The following is a 23,015-nucleotide window of genomic DNA, read 5'->3' on the forward strand; positions in this document are numbered from 1 at the left end:
TTTATGAATCAATCTGTTGTCATAAGTGGTGTGGGTGTATGGACCCCGCCCAATAAAATTAGCAATGAAGAACTCGTCGAGTGCTACAATGCCTATGCCGACTTGTTTAACGAGCAAAATGCAGCCCAAATTGAGGCTGGGCAAATAGCGGCGAAGCCGCACAGTAGTGCAGAGTTCATCGAAAAGGCCTCAGGTATTAAGAGTCGCTACATCTACTGCAAAGATGGAGTGCTCGATATCCATCGTATGCGTCCCAATATTCCCGAGCGCAGTGATGAAGAGTTAAGCCAACAGGCTGAGATAGCCGTTAAGGCTGCCAAGCTAGCAATCTCATCTGCAAATATTAGCGCCTCTGAAATCGATGCTGTGATTGTAAGTTGTGCTTACACACAACGCGCTTATCCAGCTATCGCTATTGAAGTTCAAGAAGCGCTGGGTATTAACGGCTTTGGCTTTGACATGTTAGTTGCCTGTTCGGCGGCAACATTTGGCTTGCATCGCGCTTATGAAATGATAAAAGCTGAAACTGCCAAGCGGGTCTTAGTGATCAATCCAGAATTGGTGTCACCACAGATTAATTATACTGATCGCGACAGCCATTTTATTTTTGGCGACGTAGCTACGGCAACGGTCATTGAGAGCGCGAACACTGCCTCTAGCGAACATCAATTTGAGGTGCTGGGTACTAAGGCGTTCACTGCGTACTCTAACAATATTCGCTCCAATTTTGGGTATATGTCGCACGCGACAGATGCCGATCCTTATGGCGCAGACAAGTTGTTTCACCAAGAAGGTAGAAAGGTATTTAAAGAGGTGTGTCCTTTGGCTGCTGCTCACCTTGCGGAGCATGTTGAGTCTTGTGGTATTGCTGTTGCGGATATTCGTCGTTGGTGGTTGCATCAAGCGAATATCAATATGAACACACTGATCAGTAAAAAGCTGTTAGGGCGTTTGCCGAATCAAGACGAGGCGCCCGTAGTACTAGACACATATGCGAATACTGCTTCAGCTGGCTCCGTTATCGCGTTTGCCCTTAATCACAAGGATCTCATGACAGGCGATGCTGGGGTGTTGTGCTCTTTCGGTGCGGGTTATTCAATCGGTAGTTTGGTGCTCAAAAAATTGTGATTTCAGATATCGGTTACGCGCTTGCAGGATTGTCCTATTTAATTCTGTTATTGCTTCTATTTACGGTTAAAAAAGCGGGGTTAGCCAAGTATTTACTGATTTTGGCTGCAATGGTTACTCTGTCTTGGTCAGCTGCACATGTGTCGGTCTTGTCTGGTGAGTTAACCCTCAATCGGCTGTTGTTTATCGATACCGGCAAGCAGGTGGTGTGGCTACTATTTTTAGCGGCTTTTTTGCGCAATGATTTCCGCAATATCTGGAACGTTCTGACGCGACCCGTTACATGGGCCATTTTAGCGTTGCCTTTGGCAGCATTATTACTACCTATGATGATGCCAATGTCGGCGACTTGGCGTTTTCTATTGCAAACAATTATTGCACTAGAAGTACTTGTGCTCTTAGAACAAGTATACCGACAGTCTGGCGAACAACGGTGGAACTTTAAACCTCTGGTTCTCTATCTTGGAGCGCTCAACTTGTTCGAATTTGTAACCTATGCAAACGCTACAATGGTTACCCAGGTTGAACCGCTTTACATAGCCGCTCGTGGCTATATTTATATGGCTCTTGTTCCCTTGCTGATTATTGCTACGCGACGGATAAAACACTGGGGCATCGATATTTTTATCTCCCGAGAGGTAGTACTACACAGCTCCTTGTTATTAGTAGCAGGTGCGTACCTGTTACTAATGGCGATGTTGGGATATGCGGTTAAATACTTCGGCGGTAGTTGGGGGGCGACAATTCAAGTCGTGCTAATAGCACTATCGGTCGCGTTGCTGGCAACGGTATTTTTATCTCACAGCTTCCGCAATCGCTTGAAAGTTTTTATTACCAAAAACTTTTTTGCCAATCAGTTTGATTACCGACTTGAGTGGGTCAAACTCACGAAAGCGTTAAGTGTTAATTGTCAATCATTGACCGATGTTTATCAGGCCGCGCTAAAAGGGTATCTGGGGGCGACAAATTATTCTAATGGCGCCTTGTTGAAGCGCAGTCAGCACTCGTTTAGTGTCGTTGCCCGGCAGCACTTACAGACAAATTTTTCGCCTTCACTACAAGCCAAGTTACTGCAATTTTTCAAACAAACACAATGGATTTTTGATGCTGAGGAGTATCGTGTTAAGCCCTATAACTACGAAGGTCTAAAATTAACTGACGAAGAGCTCAATCAAGTCGAGCAGATGATCATCGTCCCAATCGGCGAAGGTGAATCGCTATGGGGAGTTGTAGTGTTATATTGTCAAGGTGATGGCTTGTTGCGTTTAAACTGGGAATTACGCGATTATTTAAATGCCGTAACGGCACAAACAGGGGATTTTATTTTACATTATGAGGCGGCAACTCAAGTTGCTGAAAATGCCCAATTCGCCGCTTTTTCGCGCATGTCTGCATTTGTTGTACACGATTTAAAAAATGTCTTAGCTCAAATTGATTTGATCTTGTGTAATGCTCAACAGCACAAGAATAATCCTGAATTTATTGACGACACCTTTGAAACACTTGAACATACCAAGTCGAGGATGGATAAGATGTTGGCGCAATTAACTGAAAAACAGCATACTACGTCAAGGAACAAGGGGAGCCATCAGCTATCAGATATAATTGCCGATGTCATACGCAAACGTTGCGCAAATTTATTGCCTTCCCCTGTGCTCAAGGTCGAATCAGAGCAAGCCGTGGTGGTTGATTCAGATAAGTTTGCCAATGTTATGTACCACTTGATTAGCAATGCACAACAAGCGACTGCTGATGATGGTGTGATTGAATTGTGTCTGATCCACGATCAGGCGCAACAACTGCAAACATTGAGTATCCGAGACAATGGTGAAGGCATGACGGATGCTTTTATTCGCGAGCGCTTATTTAAGCCGTTTGAGACAACCAAAGGTAACGCTGGGATGGGCATCGGTGTTTATGATGCGCGCAATTACCTTGAATCAATTGGTGGCTCACTTACGGTAGAGAGCGAAGTAGGGCAAGGAACTGTGTTCACGTTAAGTGTACCCACTAACTAAGAAGAGAGATATCAGCAGCATGGGCAAGGTGTTAGTCGTAGATGATGATTTAGGAATTCAGAAGCAGTTAAAGTGGAGCTTAACTGATTTTGACGTCGTGTTTGCCGAAGACCGTCCTACCGCAATTGCACAGTTGCGCCGTTTTGAACCTGAGGTTGTCACATTGGACTTAGGGCTCCCACCAGATCCAGCCAATGCATCAGAAGGTTTACTTGCACTGTCTGAGATCCTCTCATTAGCACCACATACGAAGGTCATCGTGGTGACGGGTAATAATGACAAATCCAATGCACTTAAGGCAATAGAGTTGGGCGCGTATGATTTTTATCAAAAGCCGATTGACTCGGACACTATTAAAATCCTAATTAATCGGGCTTTAAATTTAGCTGCGTTAGAACATGAAAATCGCGTGCTATTGCGCAGTAGCCCGGCGATGGGCAAGATAATAGGCAATAGCTCATCAATTCAAATGGCCAGTCGTCGAGCCGAAAAAATCGCACAAACTGATATCAGTGCTTTATTGCTGGGCGAAAGTGGTACCGGCAAAGAAGTCTTTGCTCGCAGCATACATGAACACAGTCAGCGCAGTGACAAGAGCTTTGTCGCTATTAACTGTGCATCGATACCGGAAAACTTGCTAGAGAGCGAGTTATTTGGCTACGAAAAAGGCGCATTTACTGGCGCCAACAAGACTACCTTAGGAAAGATAGAGATGGCTCAAGGTGGGACCTTGTTCTTAGATGAGATAGGCGATATGCCGGTTGGCCTACAGGCAAAAATGCTGCGATTTTTGCAAGAGCGTGTGATTGAGCGTGTCGGGGGAAGAACTGAAATTCCCGTCGACATTCGCGTAGTCTGTGCGACTCATAGAGATTTACAAGCGATGGTAGCAGAAGAATCATTTCGCGAAGATTTGTTTTACCGCATCGGTGAAATCACTATCGAAATTCCTCCACTTAAAGACCGCGATCAAGATGTCATACTGCTAGCCAAAACCTTTTTGACGCAATATTGCACGGAATTTAACGCTAGGGTAAAGGGTTTCAGTGACAGTGCTGTCAATGCCATGTTGGCACACCCTTGGCCAGGTAATATCCGCGAACTACAAAATAAGCTCAAGTCTGCGGTAATCCTCGCGGAAGGCCAGTTGATTACCGCTGAAGATCTTGGCTTGCGAGCACCTGATGCTGAGCCAGAGAAAGAGATTTTGAATTTGCGCGAAGTCCGCGAATTTGCCGAGAGTCAAGCTATTCGAAAAGCTTATATTCGCGCGGATAAAAACATGTCAAAAACGGCTGAATTGCTTGGCGTGACACGCCCGACGCTTTACTCTTTAATCGATAAGTATCACCTTGAAGATCTGAAAACCGGCGTTTGAGCAGCAATATGCAGCGCTTAAATGTCGGTATGCCAGTTGATCGCTGAGAGATGGTTTAACGACGTAACTACGCTTAATCGACCAAGATCTATGTTGCGCTCATTTTCGCTGAGCGTATCAGTTTCGCTGAGCGTATCAGTTTCGTCGGTAGTTGTGGCAGACAATACGCCAATCCAACAATTTTTCCCCGATATTTTAGCCGAGTAAAGGCAGTGATCCGCTAATTGAAATGACTGCTCCCATGTAGTGCGAGCAGCGTCCGATTGGTCTAACGGAAATGCTGTAAAACCAATCGAACAAGTAGCTTTAAAGACTGCGCCAGTTTGTGTCTTAAAGTTCGCTTCGGCAACAGCTGAACGCAACCTTTCTGCCAAGTCTGGGGCATCCGAACGCAAGGTATTTCGGCATATTACTAAGAATTCTTCACCGCCCCAACGCACCTGTAAATCAGAGTGACGAAATACGTGAGCAATAATCTTAGCAAATTGGACGAGAACCTTGTCTCCAGTCACATGCCCATAGGTATCGTTGATAGTCTTAAAGTCATCAATATCGATTAAAAATCCCAACAGCGAGTTCTGTTCTGGAGGCTTGCGGCCCAACTCCTTGGCGGCGCGGTAACTATGTAAACTGCGATTGATTTCAGCGGGTAGATTTGCATCGAGATAATGACGGTTGTAGCAGCCAGTTAACGCGTCGCGTAAACTCATGTGTTCGAGGGTGCGATAGGCTTGCTGCAATTCTTCATTCTTGTCTTCGAGTTCTCGTGTTCGGCGCTTAACAATTCCTGCTAACTGCTGATTTCGCAACTTGTGTGAATGACGGCTAAACAATAAAAAGCACAACAACAGTAAAATAATCAAACTGGCCAACAATGTGACATTGCGAACATTGCGTTGCTCTGCCAAACTCAGCTCCATCGCTTTATTTTTGCGCAACAAAGCAATATTTTGTTCTTGACGCACATACTCAATATCAGATTGTAACTTTGTCAGTGCGGCTTCTCGTCGTTGCAGCAGAATTGTCTCTTCAATTGCTCGCTGATTTTTCAAGGCCTCGTAGGCGCGTTGGTACTGCTCGGTATTGGCAAAGATAGTGACGCGTAAATCTTCAAACTGTGACTGACGCTTTCCTTCTGCACGTTGAATAACTTCTTGCAGCCCCACTTCCGCTTGCTCGATTGCTGCCGACCAGTTTTGTTGGTCAATATAGACACGGGTTAGAGCCAGACGAGTCTCGGTGGTCAGTGACACATTTGCGCGCGCTTGCGCTCGTGTTAAAACATTTTGCAACATACTGACACCGCGCTCAATCTTTCCTAGGCCGACTAGGCTTTCGCCCAGTCCAGTTCGAGCCCAGTCCGCATCGCGCTGTAAATTGAGCTGCTCATATAACGCTATCGCATCCAGGAATGCTTGTTGGGCTTGTGCATAATTTTGCTGCGCTCGGTGGACCATACCAATACTGGTGTAGCAATCGGCAATAGTCGCAAGAATGTTCAATTGCTTTGCTTGGGCAAGGGCATCATTGAAGTACGTCAAGGCAAAGTCCAATTGGTCTAGCTCGCGATAAATTTCCGCCATATTGAACAATGTACCCATAATGCCGTGCTGGTCATTATGTTGCCGCTGTACCTCCAACGCTTCACTGTAGGCCTCCAGTGCCTCGTCAAATTGACCCATCTGTTCCAGCACTTGACCAATATTACTTTTTTGCGCAGCAATACCCTCGGAATCTTCAAAAGCGGTAAACATAGACAACGCATTATAAAAGCGCGATAGCGCAGTGGCGTGACGACCCTGAATACGCTTTAACGTGCCGAGGTCAGCATTTAATTGAGCAAGCAGTAAGTATTCATCTATCGATTGAAAATAGGCTTCAGCTTGAGTAAGGGCTTGCTCAGCCAGATCGTATTGATGGCGTTGAGTAGCGACTAAACCGATCAATCGTTGGGCCGCAGCTTCATCTGTGAAGTCGCCGTTTTCTCTAGCATTAGTGAGAAGCTCAGAGGCCATTGCCTGGGCAATATCGAGATTGCCGTTCCGTTGTAGTTGAACCACTTCGCGATAGGTTTGATACCCAGCTGGACTCATTAAGTCGACCAAGGAAGAGGCGTTTTGTGCCCAAGCGCTACCACTCAGTACATAATACAGCACCAAGATTTTAAAGATTGTCCACCAGTTGTGTAAACGCACGTGCTCAACCATCCTATGCTAAACAACCTGCAAATATACAATTACAGGGTTTGTGTCTCTGTTATCGTAACTTAGATATATTTATATCGCTTAAAATATCGACAGTTTACTTCAAATAAAGACATATAGGTCATTATATGTACAATTTATGTGCTGTTCGGTAATAAATTGAGGGGGTAGGTATAAAAATCAAGCGACAAACTTGTCTCCACAGCAGGCAGATTGCGTTTGTGAACAGCAACACTTGAGGCTATGCTTTTGTTCTCACGAAGCAAAGGAGCGATTATGAGCGATTTAAACCTAGTCAACAAAGAGGGGCAGGCGGTTCCCGATGTTACTTTTCCGCTACGCGAAGGTGATCAGTGGGTGAAAAAGAGTACCGGTGATTTATTCTCGGGAAAGACAGTCATAGTATTTTCATTGCCGGGGGCATTCACACCGACCTGTTCTTCAACACATTTGCCGCGGTACAACGAGCTCGCCAGTGTTTTTAAAGCACAAGGTATAGACGATATTATTTGTATGTCTGTTAATGACACATTCGTTATGAATGCGTGGGCGGCTGATCAAGAAGCGCAAAATGTAACTCTTATTGCCGACGGAAATGGCGACTTTACTGCAGGCATGGGCATGTTAGTAGATAAATCTGATCTGGGTTTCGGAAAGCGCAGTTGGCGTTATTCAATGCTCGTTAAAGACGGCATTGTAGAAAAAATGTTTATTGAACCCGATGTACCCGGCGACCCGTTCGAAGTGTCTGACGCCGACACCATGCTTGCCTATGTGGCACCGGATGCAAAAGCTCAGGAGCCTGTTTCAATTTTAACTAAGCCAGGGTGTCCTTACTGTGCTAAAGCAAAAGCATTGTTGACGGAAAAGGGCTTTGACTATGAAGAAATCGTTATGGGAAAAGATGCCACGTTTGCTTCTTTAAAGGCAATCTCTGGACGTGAAACCGTACCGCAGGTGTTTATCGGTGGTAAGCATATCGGTGGTAGCGATGATTTGGAGAATTACTTCGCTTGAACAACGTAATTAGGTGGTGGGGGGTTCTAATCGCAGTTCTGTGGTTTCCCCCTGTTGCAGCGGTCCAGTCAATCGCTTTTTTTGAACAACTACTAGCCTTCGAAAAATACTATGCTGAGAAACTTGGTGCACAACAACGCTGTAGTGAAAATGCGTTGGTTGAAGTGAAAGTGTGCTCTGCAAGACTGCGAAATGATGGCAATGCACCCTTTTTACTGCACCATGGTAAACCGACAGACGTGGTCGTAACGTTATTTCACGGCTTGAGTGATTCGCCCTTTTATCTGCGCTCTATTGCCAAGGGATTGCATGATGCAGGTTTTACTGTGGTTGTCGCTTTAGTGCCTGGTCATGGTTTAACCGATGCTGATCAAGATATGCAAGATCCCCAATTGAGTGAACGATGGATGCAACATGCCAGTGAGGTAATGACGTTAAGTGCTAACTACGGCACACATCACTATATTGGCGGAGCTTCGAGCGGCGGGGCGATTGCTGCGCTATACAGTTTGCAAAATGCCGATGATGTCGCGGGGTTGCTATTGTTTTCCGGTGCTTTGGCGTTGGCCAACAACGCTGAACAATTGAGTCGCATTTGGGGAATGCAAACTATTGCAAAATGGCTTGATGGTGATTATGTCAGTGATGGTGAGAATCCCTATCGATATCCAGAGATCAGTTTATTTGCGGTCTATGAGTTAATGGAAGTGATCCGTAACATTCGCAAAAAATTGCAGAGCAATAGCGTAAATATACCGACCTTTGCAGCGCATTCTGCCGCGGACCTGACAGCACCTTTTTCTGGTGTCGAGGATTTCTTAGCGCTGAACCGCGCTGAACACAATGTCGTACTTATCGATGAGCAATATACTCTGTGTCATTCGCATTTGACGTTAGACACCGAGCAAGTCAAGGCGATAGACTTTCCTGAACAGGGGGAGGCCATTGTCGATGCGTGCTTAGTTCCGCGCGCAAATCCATTGCATGGCTATATGATGGCGATGCTGGTGAACTTTATTCAACAAAATCAGAAATCAATAAAAGCTGAGTAAAAGCGATGAAAGAATTTTTTTGGGCCGTGGTTGCTGCCTATGTGTTTTTGTACTTCTACGCGGCATGGCTTTACGATGGATTCAGTGTTTATCTTGCCGTGTCTCTGTTTATTGCTTTGGTCGCCAATATTTATTGGCTGAAGCGACGCAAAGATAAGCACACGAAGCAAGTATCAGAGACCGCTGAATCGGCACCGCCGATCAAAGTTGATACTCAGCCAATTTCATTGTGGCGCTCTCCATTGCCGTATATGGGAATCCTCATAATCGCGGTGGTCTTAATTGTAATTAATCTTTGATGATTTAATCAGCGATAAATCCAGTGATCACTGTCGACATTACAGGCAAGATCGCAGATACTAGGCGACCGAATTTGGCGGCGTGTTTTTTTATGCAGAAAATCATACTGCCAAGGAGCTTAGTGGTTCATCATTATCAATCTTCATGCATAGTCAAATAGATGGTGTGGTCCACCTTTTTTACAACAGACTGAGAACAAATTCATGGCAGTTAATTACATTCCGCTGGACAAAAATAAACACAAAGAATTAAAAGTCAGCGCCAAAACTAATTTCGCATTTGCTCAAAACAGCCACTTGGCTGCGGCAACTATTAAAGAATTCGCTCAATTAGCCGGTTCTATTCCACTCGTATTTATCAAAGATCCACAAAGTGGCAATCACCACGTTGTTGCGATGCTAGGCACTGAGCAAAATAAAAATTTCTACGTTGTGGATGGTAAATGGCAAGGCCCATTTGTACCAATGAACATTCAACGTTATCCATTTGACGTTCGCCCTGACGGCGAGAAGCTAGGTGTGTTTATCGATGAAAACAGCGAACTTTTAGGTACAGAAGGTGAAGCTATTTTCAATGCCGAAGGTGAACCTACTGATTTCCTTAATAACACTCAGAAGTTTTTGTCTGATTTGGCAAACAGTGAATTACTGACTCAGCAATTTGTCAAAAAGATTGTTGAACTTGACTTGCTTGAATCGATTGAGATTGGTTTGACTTATACCGATGGTAAGCAACGCGCAGTTACGGGCTTGATGTCGATTAACGAGAAGAAGTTACGCGAGTTGAGTGATGAGATTGTTTTGGATATGCACAAAAGCGGTTTCTTAGGCGCAATTTACGCGACAATGATCTCACTAGGTCAACTCAATCGTCTAATCGAGTTGTCAAACAACACTGAGATGCCTATTGCGAGCTTACAAATTCGTCCAGCGGCTCCTCAAGAAGCTGCGCCAAGCGCATAAATTAAAATTAATTTCTTTTCTTTAATGGCCCGTTGAGCTCTGCTCAACGGGCTTTTTTATTAAGCGAATCAGCGACTTCAAAAGCACCGCTTAAAACGACCTCATTACAAGTCACCGAATATGGTGCATTTTCCCCAGAAATTTGCTTGACAGTGGGGCTATTGGGTACCTAAACTCACAAATGTGGGTAAAAGTGGCAAATTGTGGATCAACGAAGAAAGGTCGCTGAGTCAATTGTTTGCAAAACAGAGCTTCATTACACGAATAATAAAAAGACTACATAGAAGGCTAGGGGAATGTTCCGCGGCGCTAACGCAATCAATCTCGACAGTAAAGGCAGGGTGGCAATCCCCACCAAATACCGCCAAGCGCTGCTTGATGATTGCGGCGGAAATCTGGTTTGCACAGTCGATATACAACAAAGCTGTTTGCTACTTTACCCACTCACCGAATGGGAAGAAATTGAGCTAAAGCTCACTAAGCTTTCGACGATGATCCCGCAAGAGCGTCGGTTACAACGCTTATTGCTTGGCCATGCCACCGAAGGTGAAATGGACAAAAGCGGTCGTTTTCTGTTGCCGCCTCCCTTACGCGCTCATGCAAAACTCGATAAACAAATTATGTTAGTTGGGCAACTTAATCGCTTCGAAATTTGGGATGCCGACATTTGGACTCAGCAAGTCAACGAGGACATGGTCGCTGAGCAGGCCGGTGGTATTGAACTGTCAGAGCGATTGCAGGATTTCTCACTGTGACTCAGGCAGAATTTGAGCACCGCTCGGTGTTACTGAATGAATCCATCCAAGCATTAAACATTCAACCCGATGGTATTTATATTGACGCAACCTTTGGGCGCGGCGGCCATTCACAGGCGATTCTCGAACAATTGTCAAACGAGGGGCAGCTATTGGCCTTTGATCGCGATCCCATGGCGATTGAATCGGCTCAGCGTTTTGCCAACGATAAACGCTTTACCATAATTCACCGGCCTTTTTCAGATATGGCAGAGGTGGTCGCTGAGCGCGGGTTAACTGGGCGCGTCAATGGTGTGTTAATGGATTTGGGTGTTTCTTCTCCACAACTAGATGATGCTTCGCGCGGTTTCAGTTTTATGCGAGAGGGTCCGTTGGATATGCGTATGGATACTACGCGTGGCATTAGTGCTGCCGAGTGGTTAGCTGATGCTGATATTCAAGACATTACCCAAGTACTCAAAGAATTTGGAGAAGAAAAGTTTGGTAAGCGTATTGCGCATGCGATTGTCGAGTCTCGTGCGGAGACGCCTTTGACTACTACAAAGCAATTAGCTGAGCTGATCGATCGAGCGGTACCAGTGAAAGATAAATTCAAGCATCCGGCAACGCGAGCCTTCCAAGGGATCCGTATATACATCAATGCTGAACTTGAACAACTCAGAGAAGGGTTAAAAGGAGCGGTCGCGGCACTTGCTCAAGGTGGCAGGCTTGCAGTGATAAGTTTTCATTCGCTTGAAGATCGCATGGTCAAACGCTTTATGCGCGAACAGAGCAAAGGCAAAGATTTACCTCTAGGATTACCTGTCACTCAAGCTGAAATTGATGCGGATAAGGTACTTAAGTTGATGAGTAAAGCCATTAAGCCCTCCAAAGAGGAATTGGCTTACAATGTTAGGGCACGGAGTTCAGTGCTCAGGGTAGCGGAAAAGCTATGACGCAATCGGTCACTAACTTCAATCCAGTCACTATTATGTTGACCGATGCAGCCCGCCACCCATTGCGGGTTTTGTTGTTTTTATTGGTATTGCTCTCAGCACTTGCGGTTATTCTTAGTTCACACATGAATAGACAAGTATTAATCGCTAATGAACAGCTTATGCAAGAAAAGGATCGCCTTGATATTGAATGGCGCCATTTGTTGTTAGAGCAAGGGGCATTGACTGAGCACAATCGAATTGAAAGTCTGGTACAGCGCGATCTCAATATGCGTCGGCCAATGCCGGAAGACGAAGTGGTAGTGAGGCTAAAATGAGCACATCTATCTTTGCAAACAACCGGCAAACTACACATGCGGCAAAGAAACGTCGCAAAGGTTCAGGTGCGAAACAAAACAAAGCGCCTAATTTAATCAATTGGCGCTTCTTGGTGGTATTGTTTTCCGTTGTTGTCGTATTTGCTGTGCTGGCAATACGGGCTGCCTATATTCAAGTGATTTCACCAGATGCTCTCATTGAGCAAGGTGATAACCGCACGTTACGCACTCGCAACTCAATGGTTCATCGTGGCTTAATTACTGATCGCAACGGGGTTGAGTTAGCGGTTAGTGTGCCAGTGCGGGCTATCTGGGCAGACCCTAAAATGGTCCATCAAGAAAACGCGTTCGTCCAACGCCGCCGGTGGTTAGCTCTTGCTGAAGTTTTGGGCCAAGATATCAGCGATTTACTCGAAAAAGTTGACGACCCTTCACGTCGCTTCGTGTATTTACAGCGCCAAGTATCACCTGCCATGGCGCAGTATGTCGAACAACTGGATATCCCCGGTGTGGGTTTGCGCAATGAGTCTCGTCGATATTATCCGACCGGTGAAGTCAGTGCTCATTTGGTTGGCTTTACTGATGTTGATGACGAGGGTATTGAGGGCCTTGAGTTGTTGTTTAATGACTGGCTGACCGGCACGCCGGCTAGCCGTACAATTCGCCGAGACCGCCAAGGCCGTCAGGTCGAAATAATCGCTCAAACTGCCGGCGAAAATGCCAAAGACCTACAACTGACGATAGACCAACGCATTCAGGCTATGGCGTTTAAAGCCATAAAACAAGCAACGGAAACCTATGATGCCGCCTCTGCAACGGCAATCGTTGTCGATGTCGCTAGTGGCGACATTCTAGCTATGGTAAACAGCCCTTCGTATAACCCTAATAACCTAAAAACTGCCACTCCTCATCGCGTCCGCAATCGGGCTATCACAGATGCCGTTGAGCCTGGCTCCGCATTGAAGCCATTGGCGGTTTTGAGCGCGTTGGAATTTGGTATTGTATCCCCAGACTCTGTGATCGACACCTCGCCGGGGTGGATGCGTTTGGGAGGGAGTATTGTTCAAGACCCTCGTAATATGGGAGAAATGGATCTCACTACTATTATCCAGAAGTCGAGCAATATGGGGACTTCGAAACTGGCACTTTCAGTGCCCCGCGAATTTCTTATCGATACCTATTACAACATGGGGTTAATGGCCGATACGGGGACTTTGTTAACGGGCGAGATTAGTGGTTTATTCCATGAACGCAATCGTTGGTCAGACTTTGAGTTAGCTACCCTAAGTTTTGGCTATGGTATCTCCGTAACTCCCGCTCAGTTAGCGCGAATGTACGCGATCATCGCTAATGGCGGTACGCGTATCAATTTAAACATTATCAAAGATGGCCAAACAGAGCTGGTATCAGAAGAAGAATATCGCGTAGTATCCGCGGACAATGCTGCCGCTTTGATTGAGATGATGGAAAGCGTTACACAGCCAGGTGGCTCGGGCACAAAAGCTGCAGTTGATGGGTATCGTATAGCCGGCAAAACCGGTACGAGTCGAAAAGCCGCTCCCGGAGGATATGGCGAGCAATACGTCAATATTTTTGCGGGGCTAGCGCCAGCATCGAATCCACAGATAGTCACAGTCGTTCTGATCAATGAACCTGGGGGGGATTTGTATCACTCCAGCGATACGGCTGCACCGGTATTTAGTCAAATTATGGGCGGCGCATTGCGGCTGCTCAATATTGCGCCCGATGGTCTGAGTGAAGATGCTGCACATGTCGAATGGTTGGAGGCTACCAATCATGGTGATTAGTTATTTCGTCCAAAGTATTGAACCCTTGCTGGCAAAATTTGGCATACACGCGCCAGACGTTCGAGTCGAGCAGTTGGTGTTAGACAGTCGTGAAGTGTCAATAAAAACGGCTTTTCTGGCGGTAAAAGGTCACAATTTAGATGGACGAGAGTTTATCCCTCAAGCGATCAGTTTAGGTGCTCCGGTGATAATCGCCGAGACTGAAGATGAAGCCGCTCATGGTCAATGCACTATGCGCAACAACACCGTTATCGTTGAGTTTTACGACTTGTCACAAAGTCTATCGGCACTCGCAGCGGCTTTTTATGATTACCCGGCTACTAAAATGACCAGCATCGCAGTGACGGGAACTAATGGCAAAACGTCGGTCGTACAGTTACTCAGTCAATTGCGTCATGCATTAGGAGTTAAATGCGGCATGATCGGTACATTGGGCAGTGGTTTGTACACAGAGCCTTTTTCTTTGAATAATCTAAACCAAACCTTAAATACCACGCCAGACGCTGTGCGCATGCAATATATCTTGGCTGATTTAGCTCAGCAAGATGTTCATCAAGTTGCTTTTGAAGCGTCATCTCATGCATTGGTGCAAGGTCGATTAAATCAGGTTAAGACTGATGTTGCGATATTCACCAACCTCACTCGTGACCACCTTGACTATCATGGCACCATGGAAAATTATGCGGCTGCCAAAAGGCGTTTACTCAAGCAACCAGCGCTAAAACACGCTGTTCTAAATGCCGCAGACCCAGAAAGTCAAAACTGGGCTAAAAATATTAATGCGTCTACGGATATCATTTGGTACGGCGTTGATTGTGATCCTACCCAATGGTCTGGCGAACAACGCTTTTGTTGTGCGCGCAATCTAGAAACGACCACTTCTGGCACATCATTTGACCTTTATTCAAGTTGGGGTAACAGCAAAGTGAAGCTGGGCTTGGTAGGCAAGTTCAACGTGTATAACGCGTTAGCTGCGGCTGCTGCCGTAATGTCTATGGGAACTCGCTTCGCTGACGTACTGTCCGGCTTAAATGCATTGCGTCCAGTGCCGGGCAGAATGGAATTGTTTACAGCGCCCAATAGTGCCAGTGTCGTGGTTGATTATGCACATACTCCAGATGCTTTGGAGCACGCTTTGATGGCAGTACAAAACCATGTTGAAAAACACATATGGTGTGTCTTTGGCTGCGGTGGACAGCGAGATACGGGTAAGCGCCCTTTGATGGGAGCTGTAGCAGCCCAACTTGCTCATCACATCGTACTGACTGCCGACAATACCCGAAATGAAACGGTTGCCAACATCAATGCAGATATTCAGCGCGGTATTCAAAATAATGTCGACGTAACAATTATAGAAGATCGTAAGGCAGCCATTCGGCACGTCGTAGAAAAGGCTGTAGCTGGCGACATTATTTTGCTGGCAGGTAAGGGCCACGAAACGTATCAAGATATTAATGGGCAGCGTATCGATTATGACGAACGCGCATTTGTAGCCCAAGTTTTACAGGAGCTGAAAGCATGATTACAGTGTCCCTAGAATGGATCGCAGAGCAGGTTGGTGGTGAACTCATTGGCCCTAACAGGCAAGTGGATAGCGTCACTACGGATTCTAGAAATCTGCGACAAGGCGATGTTTTTCTCGCCTTAATCGGCGATAAGTTTGATGGTCACGTTTTTATAGAGCAAGTTGCAGATGCGGGAGCAAGCGCGCTAATCGTTGCACATCGTGTAGATAGTCAGTTGCCACAGATTGTCGTCGCAGATACACATGCAGCATTAGGCACATTGGCTGCGGCAGTTAAGCAAAAAGTGGCCCCAAAAACTGTCGCAATAACAGGTAGCAGCGGTAAAACCACAGTTAAAGAAATGGTTTCAGCTATTTTACAGCGTCGCGGTAATGTACTGGCGACAGCTGGCAACTTCAACAATGATATCGGCGTTCCTCTTACTCTATTGCGCCTTAAACCTGAACACGAATATGCGGTTTTGGAATTAGGTGCGAATCACTTGGGCGAGATTGCCTATACCACAGACTTGGTTAAACCTGATGTAGCGACTATCGTCAATGCGGCAGCTTCACATTTAGAAGGGTTTGGTAGTTTATTGGGCGTCGCTAGAGCAAAAAGTGAAATCTTCAAAGGACTAGGCGAACAGGGGACAGCAATTGTTAACGCTGACAGTCAATTCTTTCAATTCTGGCAAGGTAAACTCAAGCGCCAAAATATGCTTAGTTTTAGCCAATCGGGCAATACCGATGCTGATTATTATGCCAATGACATTACCTTAGGTTTGGATGGTTGCGCTTCATTTCAGCTACATTCTCCGGTGGGAGCAACGGGGATTACTTTGAATATCCCAGGGGTACACAACGTTGGCAATGCATTGGTTGCCGCTGCACTTGCGATGAACGTTGGCGCGAGTATTGAGGATGTGCGTGAGGGCTTAGCCGCGATGCAACAAGTTAGTGGCCGCTTAAATGTAAAACAGCTTTCCAATCAGCTCCGTATTTTAGATGACACCTACAATGCCAATGTTGCTTCGGTAAAAGCTGGAATTGATTTATTAGCGAGTTTTTCAGGTCGTCGCATTTTGGTGTTAGGTGATATGGCTGAATTGGGTGAAAAAGCGCGCCATTACCACCAAGAGGTAGGCGAGTACGCGCAAGAACAAGGAATTGAACACGTCGTTAGTTTGGGTGTCTTAAGTCAACACGCAAGCGAAGTCTATGGGCCGAAGGGCGCTCATTTTGATGACATTGACGCTTTAGTGTCGCACTTGCATCAACTGTTATCGCCAGAGCAGCGCGATATTACCATTCTAGTAAAAGGGTCTCGAAGCTCCAAAATGGAGCGTGTGACCGCAGCGATTGAGGCATCCCCTGTGGGAAAGTTTGAACGGCGTAGGGAGAAAATTGCATGTTGATTTGGCTCTCTGAGTGGTTAACTCAATTTGATACGGGGTTTAATGTATTCTCGTACTTAACCATGCGCGCCATTCTCAGTACTCTCACAGCGCTACTCATCGCTATTTTTATTGGACCTGCGATGATTCGTTGGTTGCAACAATTACAAATTGGCCAAACTGTGCGTGATGATGGCCCACAAACCCACTTGTCTAAAGCAGGCACGCCAACAATGGGTGGCTTACTTATCCTGGCAGCCATATTAGTTAGCAGTTTGTTGTGGGCAGATCTGACTAACCACTATGTGTTAGCGACACTGGCGATAGTTGTAACCTACGGCATTATTGGCTTTGTGGATGACTACCGCAAAGTCATTCGCAAAGATCCTAAAGGTTTAATCGCCAGATGGAAGTATTTTTGGCAGTCAGTAGTAGCCATTTTGGTAGCCTTTTACCTCTATAGTACCGCAAGTATTGAGGCTGAAACTGCACTACTTGTCCCCTTTTTCAAAGAAATCATGCCTCAGTTAGGCTTGATGTATATGGTGATCGCTTACTTCGCTATCGTCGGCACCAGCAATGCGGTAAACCTCACTGACGGTCTCGATGGATTGGCTATTGTACCAACCATATTGGTCGCTGGGGCGTTGGCTATTTTTGCTTATGTAACAGGTAATGTGAACTTCTCAGCGTATCTCAATATTCCTTTTATCCCTTACACCAGTGAACTGATGATCGTATGCACGGCGATTGTTGGCGCAGGGCTTGGTTTTCTGTGGTTTAACACTTACCCAGCGCAAGTGTTTATGGGAGATGTCGGTTCTTTAGCCCTTGGCGGTACTCTGGGTATTTTGGCTGTCTTGGTGCGTCAGGAAATTGTATTGATCATCATGGGAGGCGTCTTCGTCATAGAAACGCTATCAGTTATTTTACAAGTGGGATCGTTTAAATTGCGCGGGCAGCGAATTTTTCGCATGGCACCCATTCATCACCATTACGAACTCAAAGGCTGGCCGGAACCGCGCGTGATTGTGCGCTTTTGGATTGTGTCTTTAATCCTAGTATTGATTGGCCTAGCCACGTTGAAATTAAGGTAAGGAATAAATAGTTTGGCATCATTAATCGCTCAAAAAATCGCTGTAATTGGCGCCGGTTTAACCGGTCAGTCGGTTGTGCGTTTTGCTGTGGCTCAAGGTGCCAAGGTTTGTGTATTCGATACACGCGACTCGGTCAGCCGTGAGCTCGATTTTGATGTGCAATGCGGTGCAATCGAGTCTGAGGCTTTACTGGGTTTTGACATTGTTGTTGTCAGTCCAGGTGTGGGGCTCGAAATGCCAGCACTTGCAGCCGCTCGGCAACACGGCATTGATGTTATTGGTGATGTTGAGCTTTTTGCGCGTTTCAATCCTGTGCGTGTCATTGCCGTAACCGGTTCCAACGGCAAGTCTACAGTCGTGTCACTATTGGGAGAGATGTTTGCCGCGGCCGGTGTAAACGCGCGTGTCCTTGGCAACATTGGAACCCCGGTACTAGATGCCTTGAGCGACATGCAGGACTTACCGGAATGGTTTATTTTGGAGTTGTCGAGCTTTCAATTGGAAACTGTTTACTCGTTAAAACCGCAGATAGCCGCAATCCTCAATATCAGCGAAGACCATCTGGATCGACACGGCAGTATGCCGGCCTACGTGAGAGCCAAAGCGAATATACTGAATAACGCACGAACGCGGGTGTTGAATCGCCAAGACAATTGGCTTGGCGACTTGTTTGACGAACAAACTAAAAGTTTTGGGCTAGATTCTGCTAATACCGGCATGGCTTGGGATAGCGGGTCGCAAACTATATTGCATGAAGGTAAACCATTTATCGATTTCAGTGCTTGTCAGTTGGAAGGTGAGCACAACGTTGCCAATATTCAAGCTGCGGCCTTGATGGCTATACTTGCTGGTCTTCCACAAGCCTATATTAACCAAGCGGCAATCCAATTCAGTGGCATTGCCCATCGTTACCAAAAGGTAGTCGCCAACAGCGCGACGTTGTGGATCAATGATTCGAAGGCAACTAACCCCGGAGCGGCGTTAGCGAGTATTACTGCGGCGCGGCGTCAAACCCGAGGAAAATTAATCGTAATACTCGGTGGAGATTCAAAAGGTGCGGACCTTAATATTCTGTGTCCTGTGTTACAGCAGCAGGTTGATTATGTAATTGCCATTGGCCGCGATGGTCGCCAGTTTCTCAATATGCAGTCTGACAGTGTTTACGTTGATAGTATGCAACAAGCGGTAACCGTAGCCGCGGTAATCGCAGGTGCTGATGATACGGTATTACTCGCACCAGCATGTGCCAGTTTAGACATGTTTAGCAACTATCAAGATCGCGGCGAAACTTTCGTGCGCGCAATACAGGCGGTGGCAGCATGATTAATATTACGCATCCATCAAATGCATTAGTACAACTCTTTGCTGCCAAACACGATGAAGTGAGTCAGCGCTACTATGATTTGACTATCGTATTGGTTTCGGTGGCGTTGCTGGCAATTGGTTTTATTATTGTCACATCAGCGTCAATGCCAATTGCCACACGGCTATTTGAAAACCCTTTCCACTTCGCAATTCGCCATGTGATTTATATGGGCTTGGCGATTGCGGCCGCAGTTATAGTGCTACAAATTCCAATGCAATTTTGGCGCGTTACCAATCCGTATTTGTTACTGGCGGCGATATTTTTACTTGTCGCAGTATTAATTGTCGGCCGAACCGTCAATGGCAGTACGCGTTGGTTAGCCCTTGGCCCCATTACGATTCAAGCTGCTGAGCCTGCGAAGTTGTTCTTTTTCTGTTATTTAGCGGGTTACCTTGTACGCCGTTATGAAGAGGTGACGGAAAACTTAAAAGGCTTTGTAAAACCTCTGATAGTGTTTTTCGTGTTAGCACTTTTGCTGTTGCTCCAGCCTGATTTAGGCACGGTGGTGGTTATGTTGGTTACGACTATTGGATTGTTATTTCTGGCAGGGGCTAGGTTGTGGCAGTTTTTCGCATTGGTATTTGTCGGCATGATGGCAGTGGTTGCATTGATCGTATTCGAAGAGTATCGGATGCGCCGTATCACAGCCTTTCTTGATCCTTGGGCAGACCCTTACGGCAGCGGTTATCAATTAACTCAATCCCTGATGGCTTATGGTCGTGGTGATTGGTTTGGTCAAGGACTTGGCAACAGCTTACAAAAACTAGAATTCTTACCTGAAGCCCATACAGATTTTATTGTAGCGATCTTAGCTGAGGAGCTTGGCTTTGTTGGCGTAGTGCTGGTACTAACACTGGTCCTTACCTTGGTGATTAAGGCCTTGAGGATTGGTAATTTAGCTTTAAGTCGGCAACGTCCATTTGACGGCTTCTTAGCCTACAGTATTGGTATTTGGTTTAGTTTTCAAACGGCAATAAACATCGGCGCAAGTGCAGGTATTTTGCCAACTAAAGGTTTAACACTTCCGTTGGTCAGTTATGGCGGCTCAAGCCTTATTGTGATGTTGGTAGCCACTGCCATACTACTGCGCATTGATTTTGAAATGCGGGTTGAAGGTGTGCAAGCGCTTAAGAGTGGTAAAACCCAGAGTAAACCGAAGTCTATTGCTGCTCCGCAACCGGAGGTCGACCATGACTAATCCGGCAACGACAAACTTGAAACCTTGTATTCTAATCATGGCAGGAGGCACCGGCGGTCATATTTTCCCTGGGATCGCCGTTGCTGAATGTCTGTCGGAGCAGGGCTGGCAAGTAGAGTGGCTGGGGACGCCAGATCGAATGGAAGCGCAAATTGTTCCCAAGCAAGGTTACCCCATCCACTTTGTGCAGGTTAAAGGTTTGCGTGGTAAAGGCCTAGTGGCCAAAGTGAAAGCGGTTTTCGCTCTACTTTACGCATTTTTTGCGGCAATCAAGATTTTAAGGCAAGTACGTCCATCTGTTGTTTTGGGGATGGGGGGATATGCCAGTGGGCCGGGTGGAGTTGCTGCTCGAGTGCTGCGGATCCCATTACTTATACATGAACAAAATGCGGTCATGGGTATGACTAATCGTTGGTTGGCTAAACTCGCCGATAAAGTCATGTTGGGTTTTGAGAGCGCCACCAATAGTTTAAGTGATACCCATAAAGTCGTTTTCACTGGCAACCCGGTGCGCAACGCAATTGCCACTAAAGCGACGCAAGAAACAGAGCTTGGGCAGCGCAGTTTACGGATTTTAGTGATTGGCGGTAGTCTTGGTGCGCGGCCATTGAATCAGCGTTTACCAGCCATTTTCGCCACGTTGAACAATATAGAGGTGTACCACCAATGTGGCAAAGGCAATAGCCAAACTGTCAGCGAGGCTTACCAGCAGGAGGCTTCGTCAATACAGGTAAAAGTTGCCGACTTTATTGATGACATGGCTGACGCATACACCTGGGCAGATTTGGTAGTATGTCGCGCAGGAGCGATTACGGTCACTGAAATTTCAATGGCAGGTGTTGCCGCAGCTTTTATTCCCTTGCCTCATGCGGTTGACGACCATCAAACCGCTAATGCGCGCTCTTTAGTAGACCGGCGCGCGGGGTATTTGATCAATCAAACTGATATGGAGAATGCGTTACCTGTGTTGTTAAACAACATTCTCAGCAATCCACAACAATTAGAGCAAATTCGACTCAATGCATTAGACTGCGCGCCACATGACGCGGCGCAGCAAGTGGCTAACTGGTGCAAATCCTTTGTCGCCAATGGCCAGTCTCACGTATCGAAAGGAGCAGTGTTATGACTGAAATGACACCGTTTAAAAATCCGCAGATGCGTCAGATTAACCACATATTTTTTGTTGGCATTGGCGGTGCCGGGATGGGCGGAATTGCTGAAGTTTTATTAAATGAAGGGTATCAGGTAAGTGGCTCGGACATCCAAGCCAATAATATGACTCGACGTCTCGAGAGCTTAGGGGCAACGGTGTATTTAGGTCACGCGGCAAAAAACATTAGCGATGCCAACGTGGTGGTTGTATCCAGCGCCATAGACGTAAAGAATCCGGAAATCATCGCTGCTAATGAATTGCGTATTCCGATCATTCGCCGCGCCGAGATGCTCGCTGAAATTATGCGTTTCCGCCATGGCGTTGCAGTTGCTGGGACGCATGGCAAAACGACTACGACAAGCTTGATTGCAACTATATTTGCCGAAGCTGGATTGGATCCAACCTACGTCATTGGCGGCCTACTTAACGGGGCTGGAACCAATGCGAAACTGGGCTCTAGCCGTTACTTGATCGCTGAGGCCGATGAGTCCGATGCCTCATTTTTGCATTTACAACCGATGATATCGGTAGTCACCAATATCGAGCCGGACCATATGGAAACTTACGCTGGTGATTTCCAAAAGATGCAGGACACCTTCATTCAGTTTCTACACAACTTGCCATTCTACGGCAGAGCTATCGTTTGTGGCGATGATGCGGTTATTCGTGGGTTGCTCAATAAGATTGGCCGTAATACATTGACGTACGGTCTAAAAGACAATAATGATCTGCAAGCAACTAATATTATCGCTAGCCACGGTAAAATGCGCTTTGACTTAGTCCGCAAAGGCCGCTCTGCACTGCCTATTGAGCTTAAACTATCGGGTGAACACAATGTGCTCAACGCGCTAGCGGCAATCGCGGTTGCTCAAGATGAAGGCATTGCAGATTCCCACATCCAGCGTGCATTGGCGAATTTTGCCGGTATCGGGCGTCGATTTGAAACCCTTGGTAAATTTACTACTGCGCAAGGCGAGGTTACTTTGGTTGACGACTACGGTCATCACCCAACTGAAGTTAAAGCAACGCTGAACGCGGCGCGCGCGAACTGGCCAGATAAGCGCATTGTGATGATTTTTCAGCCCCACCGTTATAGTCGAACGCGAGACCTCTATGAGGACTTCGTTGATGTGTTGAGTGATGTCGATGTGCTGTTAATGCTCGATGTTTATGCAGCAAGTGAGTCGCCAATAGACGGTGCTGATAGTCGAGCTTTGTGCCGCTCAATCCGAGCGCGCGGTCAAATCGAGCCGTTATACGTGGGAGAAGTCCAAAAATTACCAGACATAATAGCTAACGCCCTGGAGGACGGTGACATCCTCCTCACTCAAGGTGCGGGAAGTGTTGGCGCTCTTGCCAAGCACCTAGAAGCCGCTCGTCTAGATGTGACATTGCTAAAAGAGAGGCTTAGTTGATTGTGACTAGT

19 protein-coding genes are annotated in these 23,015 nt (G+C 46.4%); 18 read left to right on the forward strand and 1 reads right to left on the reverse strand.

The genetic code is table 11. The features are described 5' to 3' along the window. Positions 1 to 3: 3 nt before the first annotated feature. From QTP81_RS02695 to prsR, 3 genes are read left to right on the forward strand one after another with little or no spacing between them, the layout of a single operon-like run. Positions 4 to 1,128, forward strand: a complete 1,125-nt coding sequence (locus QTP81_RS02695) for a beta-ketoacyl-ACP synthase III (protein ID WP_289363543.1) — start codon at positions 4 to 6, stop codon at positions 1,126 to 1,128. After that, entirely contained in the window at positions 1,125 to 3,146 is a 2,022-nt protein-coding gene (gene prsK / locus QTP81_RS02700; protein ID WP_289363545.1) for an XrtA/PEP-CTERM system histidine kinase PrsK, read from the forward strand. The genes QTP81_RS02695 and prsK overlap by 4 nt, the downstream gene beginning before the upstream one ends. 19 nt (positions 3,147 to 3,165) lie before the next feature. Beyond that, the gene (gene prsR, locus QTP81_RS02705; RefSeq protein WP_289363547.1) at positions 3,166 to 4,524 is read left to right on the forward strand and encodes a PEP-CTERM-box response regulator transcription factor; all 1,359 of its coding nucleotides are present in this window, start codon (positions 3,166 to 3,168) and stop codon (positions 4,522 to 4,524) included. A 17-nt stretch (positions 4,525 to 4,541) separates the two neighbouring features. Here the strand turns inward: prsR and QTP81_RS02710 are convergent, their stop codons facing one another. Next, on the reverse strand, positions 4,542 to 6,719 hold the full coding sequence (locus QTP81_RS02710) for a tetratricopeptide repeat-containing diguanylate cyclase (protein ID WP_289363548.1): 2,178 nt from the start codon (positions 6,717 to 6,719) through the stop codon (positions 4,542 to 4,544). Between the two features lie 285 nt (positions 6,720 to 7,004). Here QTP81_RS02710 and QTP81_RS02715 point away from each other — a divergent pair, with 285 nt between their 5' ends. The 15 genes from QTP81_RS02715 (at position 7,005) to murC (ending at position 23,004) form a co-directional block, all read left to right on the forward strand. Further along, positions 7,005 to 7,745: a glutathione peroxidase gene (locus tag QTP81_RS02715; protein ID WP_289363550.1), complete on the forward strand. Its 741-nt coding sequence runs from the start codon at positions 7,005 to 7,007 to the stop codon at positions 7,743 to 7,745. Continuing rightward, complete coding sequence (locus tag QTP81_RS02720; RefSeq protein WP_289363552.1) at positions 7,742 to 8,797, forward strand: alpha/beta hydrolase; 1,056 nt, start codon at positions 7,742 to 7,744, stop codon at positions 8,795 to 8,797. The genes QTP81_RS02715 and QTP81_RS02720 overlap by 4 nt, the downstream gene beginning before the upstream one ends. Before the next feature lie 5 nt (positions 8,798 to 8,802). Further along, a complete protein-coding gene (locus QTP81_RS02725) occupies positions 8,803 to 9,096 on the forward strand; it encodes a hypothetical protein (protein ID WP_289363554.1) in 294 nt (97 codons plus the stop codon). 204 nt (positions 9,097 to 9,300) lie between these two features. Beyond that, positions 9,301 to 10,059 carry a SapC family protein gene (locus tag QTP81_RS02730; protein ID WP_289363555.1) on the forward strand — a complete coding sequence of 253 codons (759 nt, stop codon included), beginning with the start codon at positions 9,301 to 9,303 and terminating at the stop codon, positions 10,057 to 10,059. Between the two features lie 296 nt (positions 10,060 to 10,355). Further along, positions 10,356 to 10,814: a division/cell wall cluster transcriptional repressor MraZ gene (gene mraZ / locus QTP81_RS02735; protein WP_289363557.1), complete on the forward strand. Its 459-nt coding sequence runs from the start codon at positions 10,356 to 10,358 to the stop codon at positions 10,812 to 10,814. Next, positions 10,811 to 11,749 (forward strand): 16S rRNA (cytosine(1402)-N(4))-methyltransferase RsmH, encoded by a 939-nt coding sequence (gene rsmH, locus QTP81_RS02740; protein ID WP_289363558.1) that lies wholly within the window; start codon positions 10,811 to 10,813, stop codon positions 11,747 to 11,749. Before mraZ ends, rsmH begins: the two co-directional genes overlap by 4 nt. Beyond that, the gene (gene ftsL, locus QTP81_RS02745; protein ID WP_289363560.1) at positions 11,746 to 12,066 is read left to right on the forward strand and encodes a cell division protein FtsL; all 321 of its coding nucleotides are present in this window, start codon (positions 11,746 to 11,748) and stop codon (positions 12,064 to 12,066) included. The genes rsmH and ftsL overlap by 4 nt, the downstream gene beginning before the upstream one ends. Next, entirely contained in the window at positions 12,063 to 13,874 is a 1,812-nt protein-coding gene (locus QTP81_RS02750) for a peptidoglycan D,D-transpeptidase FtsI family protein (RefSeq protein WP_289363561.1), read from the forward strand. Before ftsL ends, QTP81_RS02750 begins: the two co-directional genes overlap by 4 nt. After that, positions 13,837 to 15,396, forward strand: a complete 1,560-nt coding sequence (locus QTP81_RS02755) for a UDP-N-acetylmuramoyl-L-alanyl-D-glutamate--2,6-diaminopimelate ligase (RefSeq protein ID WP_353059712.1) — start codon at positions 13,837 to 13,839, stop codon at positions 15,394 to 15,396. The genes QTP81_RS02750 and QTP81_RS02755 overlap by 38 nt, the downstream gene beginning before the upstream one ends. After that, positions 15,393 to 16,796, forward strand: a complete 1,404-nt coding sequence (gene murF / locus QTP81_RS02760; protein WP_289363563.1) for a UDP-N-acetylmuramoyl-tripeptide--D-alanyl-D-alanine ligase — start codon at positions 15,393 to 15,395, stop codon at positions 16,794 to 16,796. The genes QTP81_RS02755 and murF overlap by 4 nt, the downstream gene beginning before the upstream one ends. Then, on the forward strand, positions 16,790 to 17,872 hold the full coding sequence (gene mraY / locus QTP81_RS02765) for a phospho-N-acetylmuramoyl-pentapeptide-transferase (RefSeq protein WP_289363564.1): 1,083 nt from the start codon (positions 16,790 to 16,792) through the stop codon (positions 17,870 to 17,872). The genes murF and mraY overlap by 7 nt, the downstream gene beginning before the upstream one ends. 12 nt (positions 17,873 to 17,884) lie before the next feature. Further along, the gene (murD, locus tag QTP81_RS02770) at positions 17,885 to 19,195 is read left to right on the forward strand and encodes a UDP-N-acetylmuramoyl-L-alanine--D-glutamate ligase (protein WP_289363565.1); all 1,311 of its coding nucleotides are present in this window, start codon (positions 17,885 to 17,887) and stop codon (positions 19,193 to 19,195) included. Then, positions 19,192 to 20,436, forward strand: coding sequence for a cell division protein FtsW (gene ftsW / locus QTP81_RS02775; RefSeq protein ID WP_289363566.1), 1,245 nt, complete (start codon positions 19,192 to 19,194; stop codon positions 20,434 to 20,436). The genes murD and ftsW overlap by 4 nt, the downstream gene beginning before the upstream one ends. Then, positions 20,429 to 21,562, forward strand: coding sequence for an undecaprenyldiphospho-muramoylpentapeptide beta-N-acetylglucosaminyltransferase (murG, locus tag QTP81_RS02780; RefSeq protein ID WP_289363567.1), 1,134 nt, complete (start codon positions 20,429 to 20,431; stop codon positions 21,560 to 21,562). The genes ftsW and murG overlap by 8 nt, the downstream gene beginning before the upstream one ends. Continuing rightward, on the forward strand, positions 21,559 to 23,004 hold the full coding sequence (murC, locus tag QTP81_RS02785) for a UDP-N-acetylmuramate--L-alanine ligase (protein WP_289363569.1): 1,446 nt from the start codon (positions 21,559 to 21,561) through the stop codon (positions 23,002 to 23,004). The genes murG and murC overlap by 4 nt, the downstream gene beginning before the upstream one ends. Positions 23,005 to 23,015 lie beyond the last annotated feature (11 nt).

Source organism: Neoalteromonas arenosi (assembly GCF_030362855.1).
Classification (GTDB): domain Bacteria; phylum Pseudomonadota; class Gammaproteobacteria; order Enterobacterales; family Alteromonadaceae; genus Alteromonas_E; species Alteromonas_E arenosi.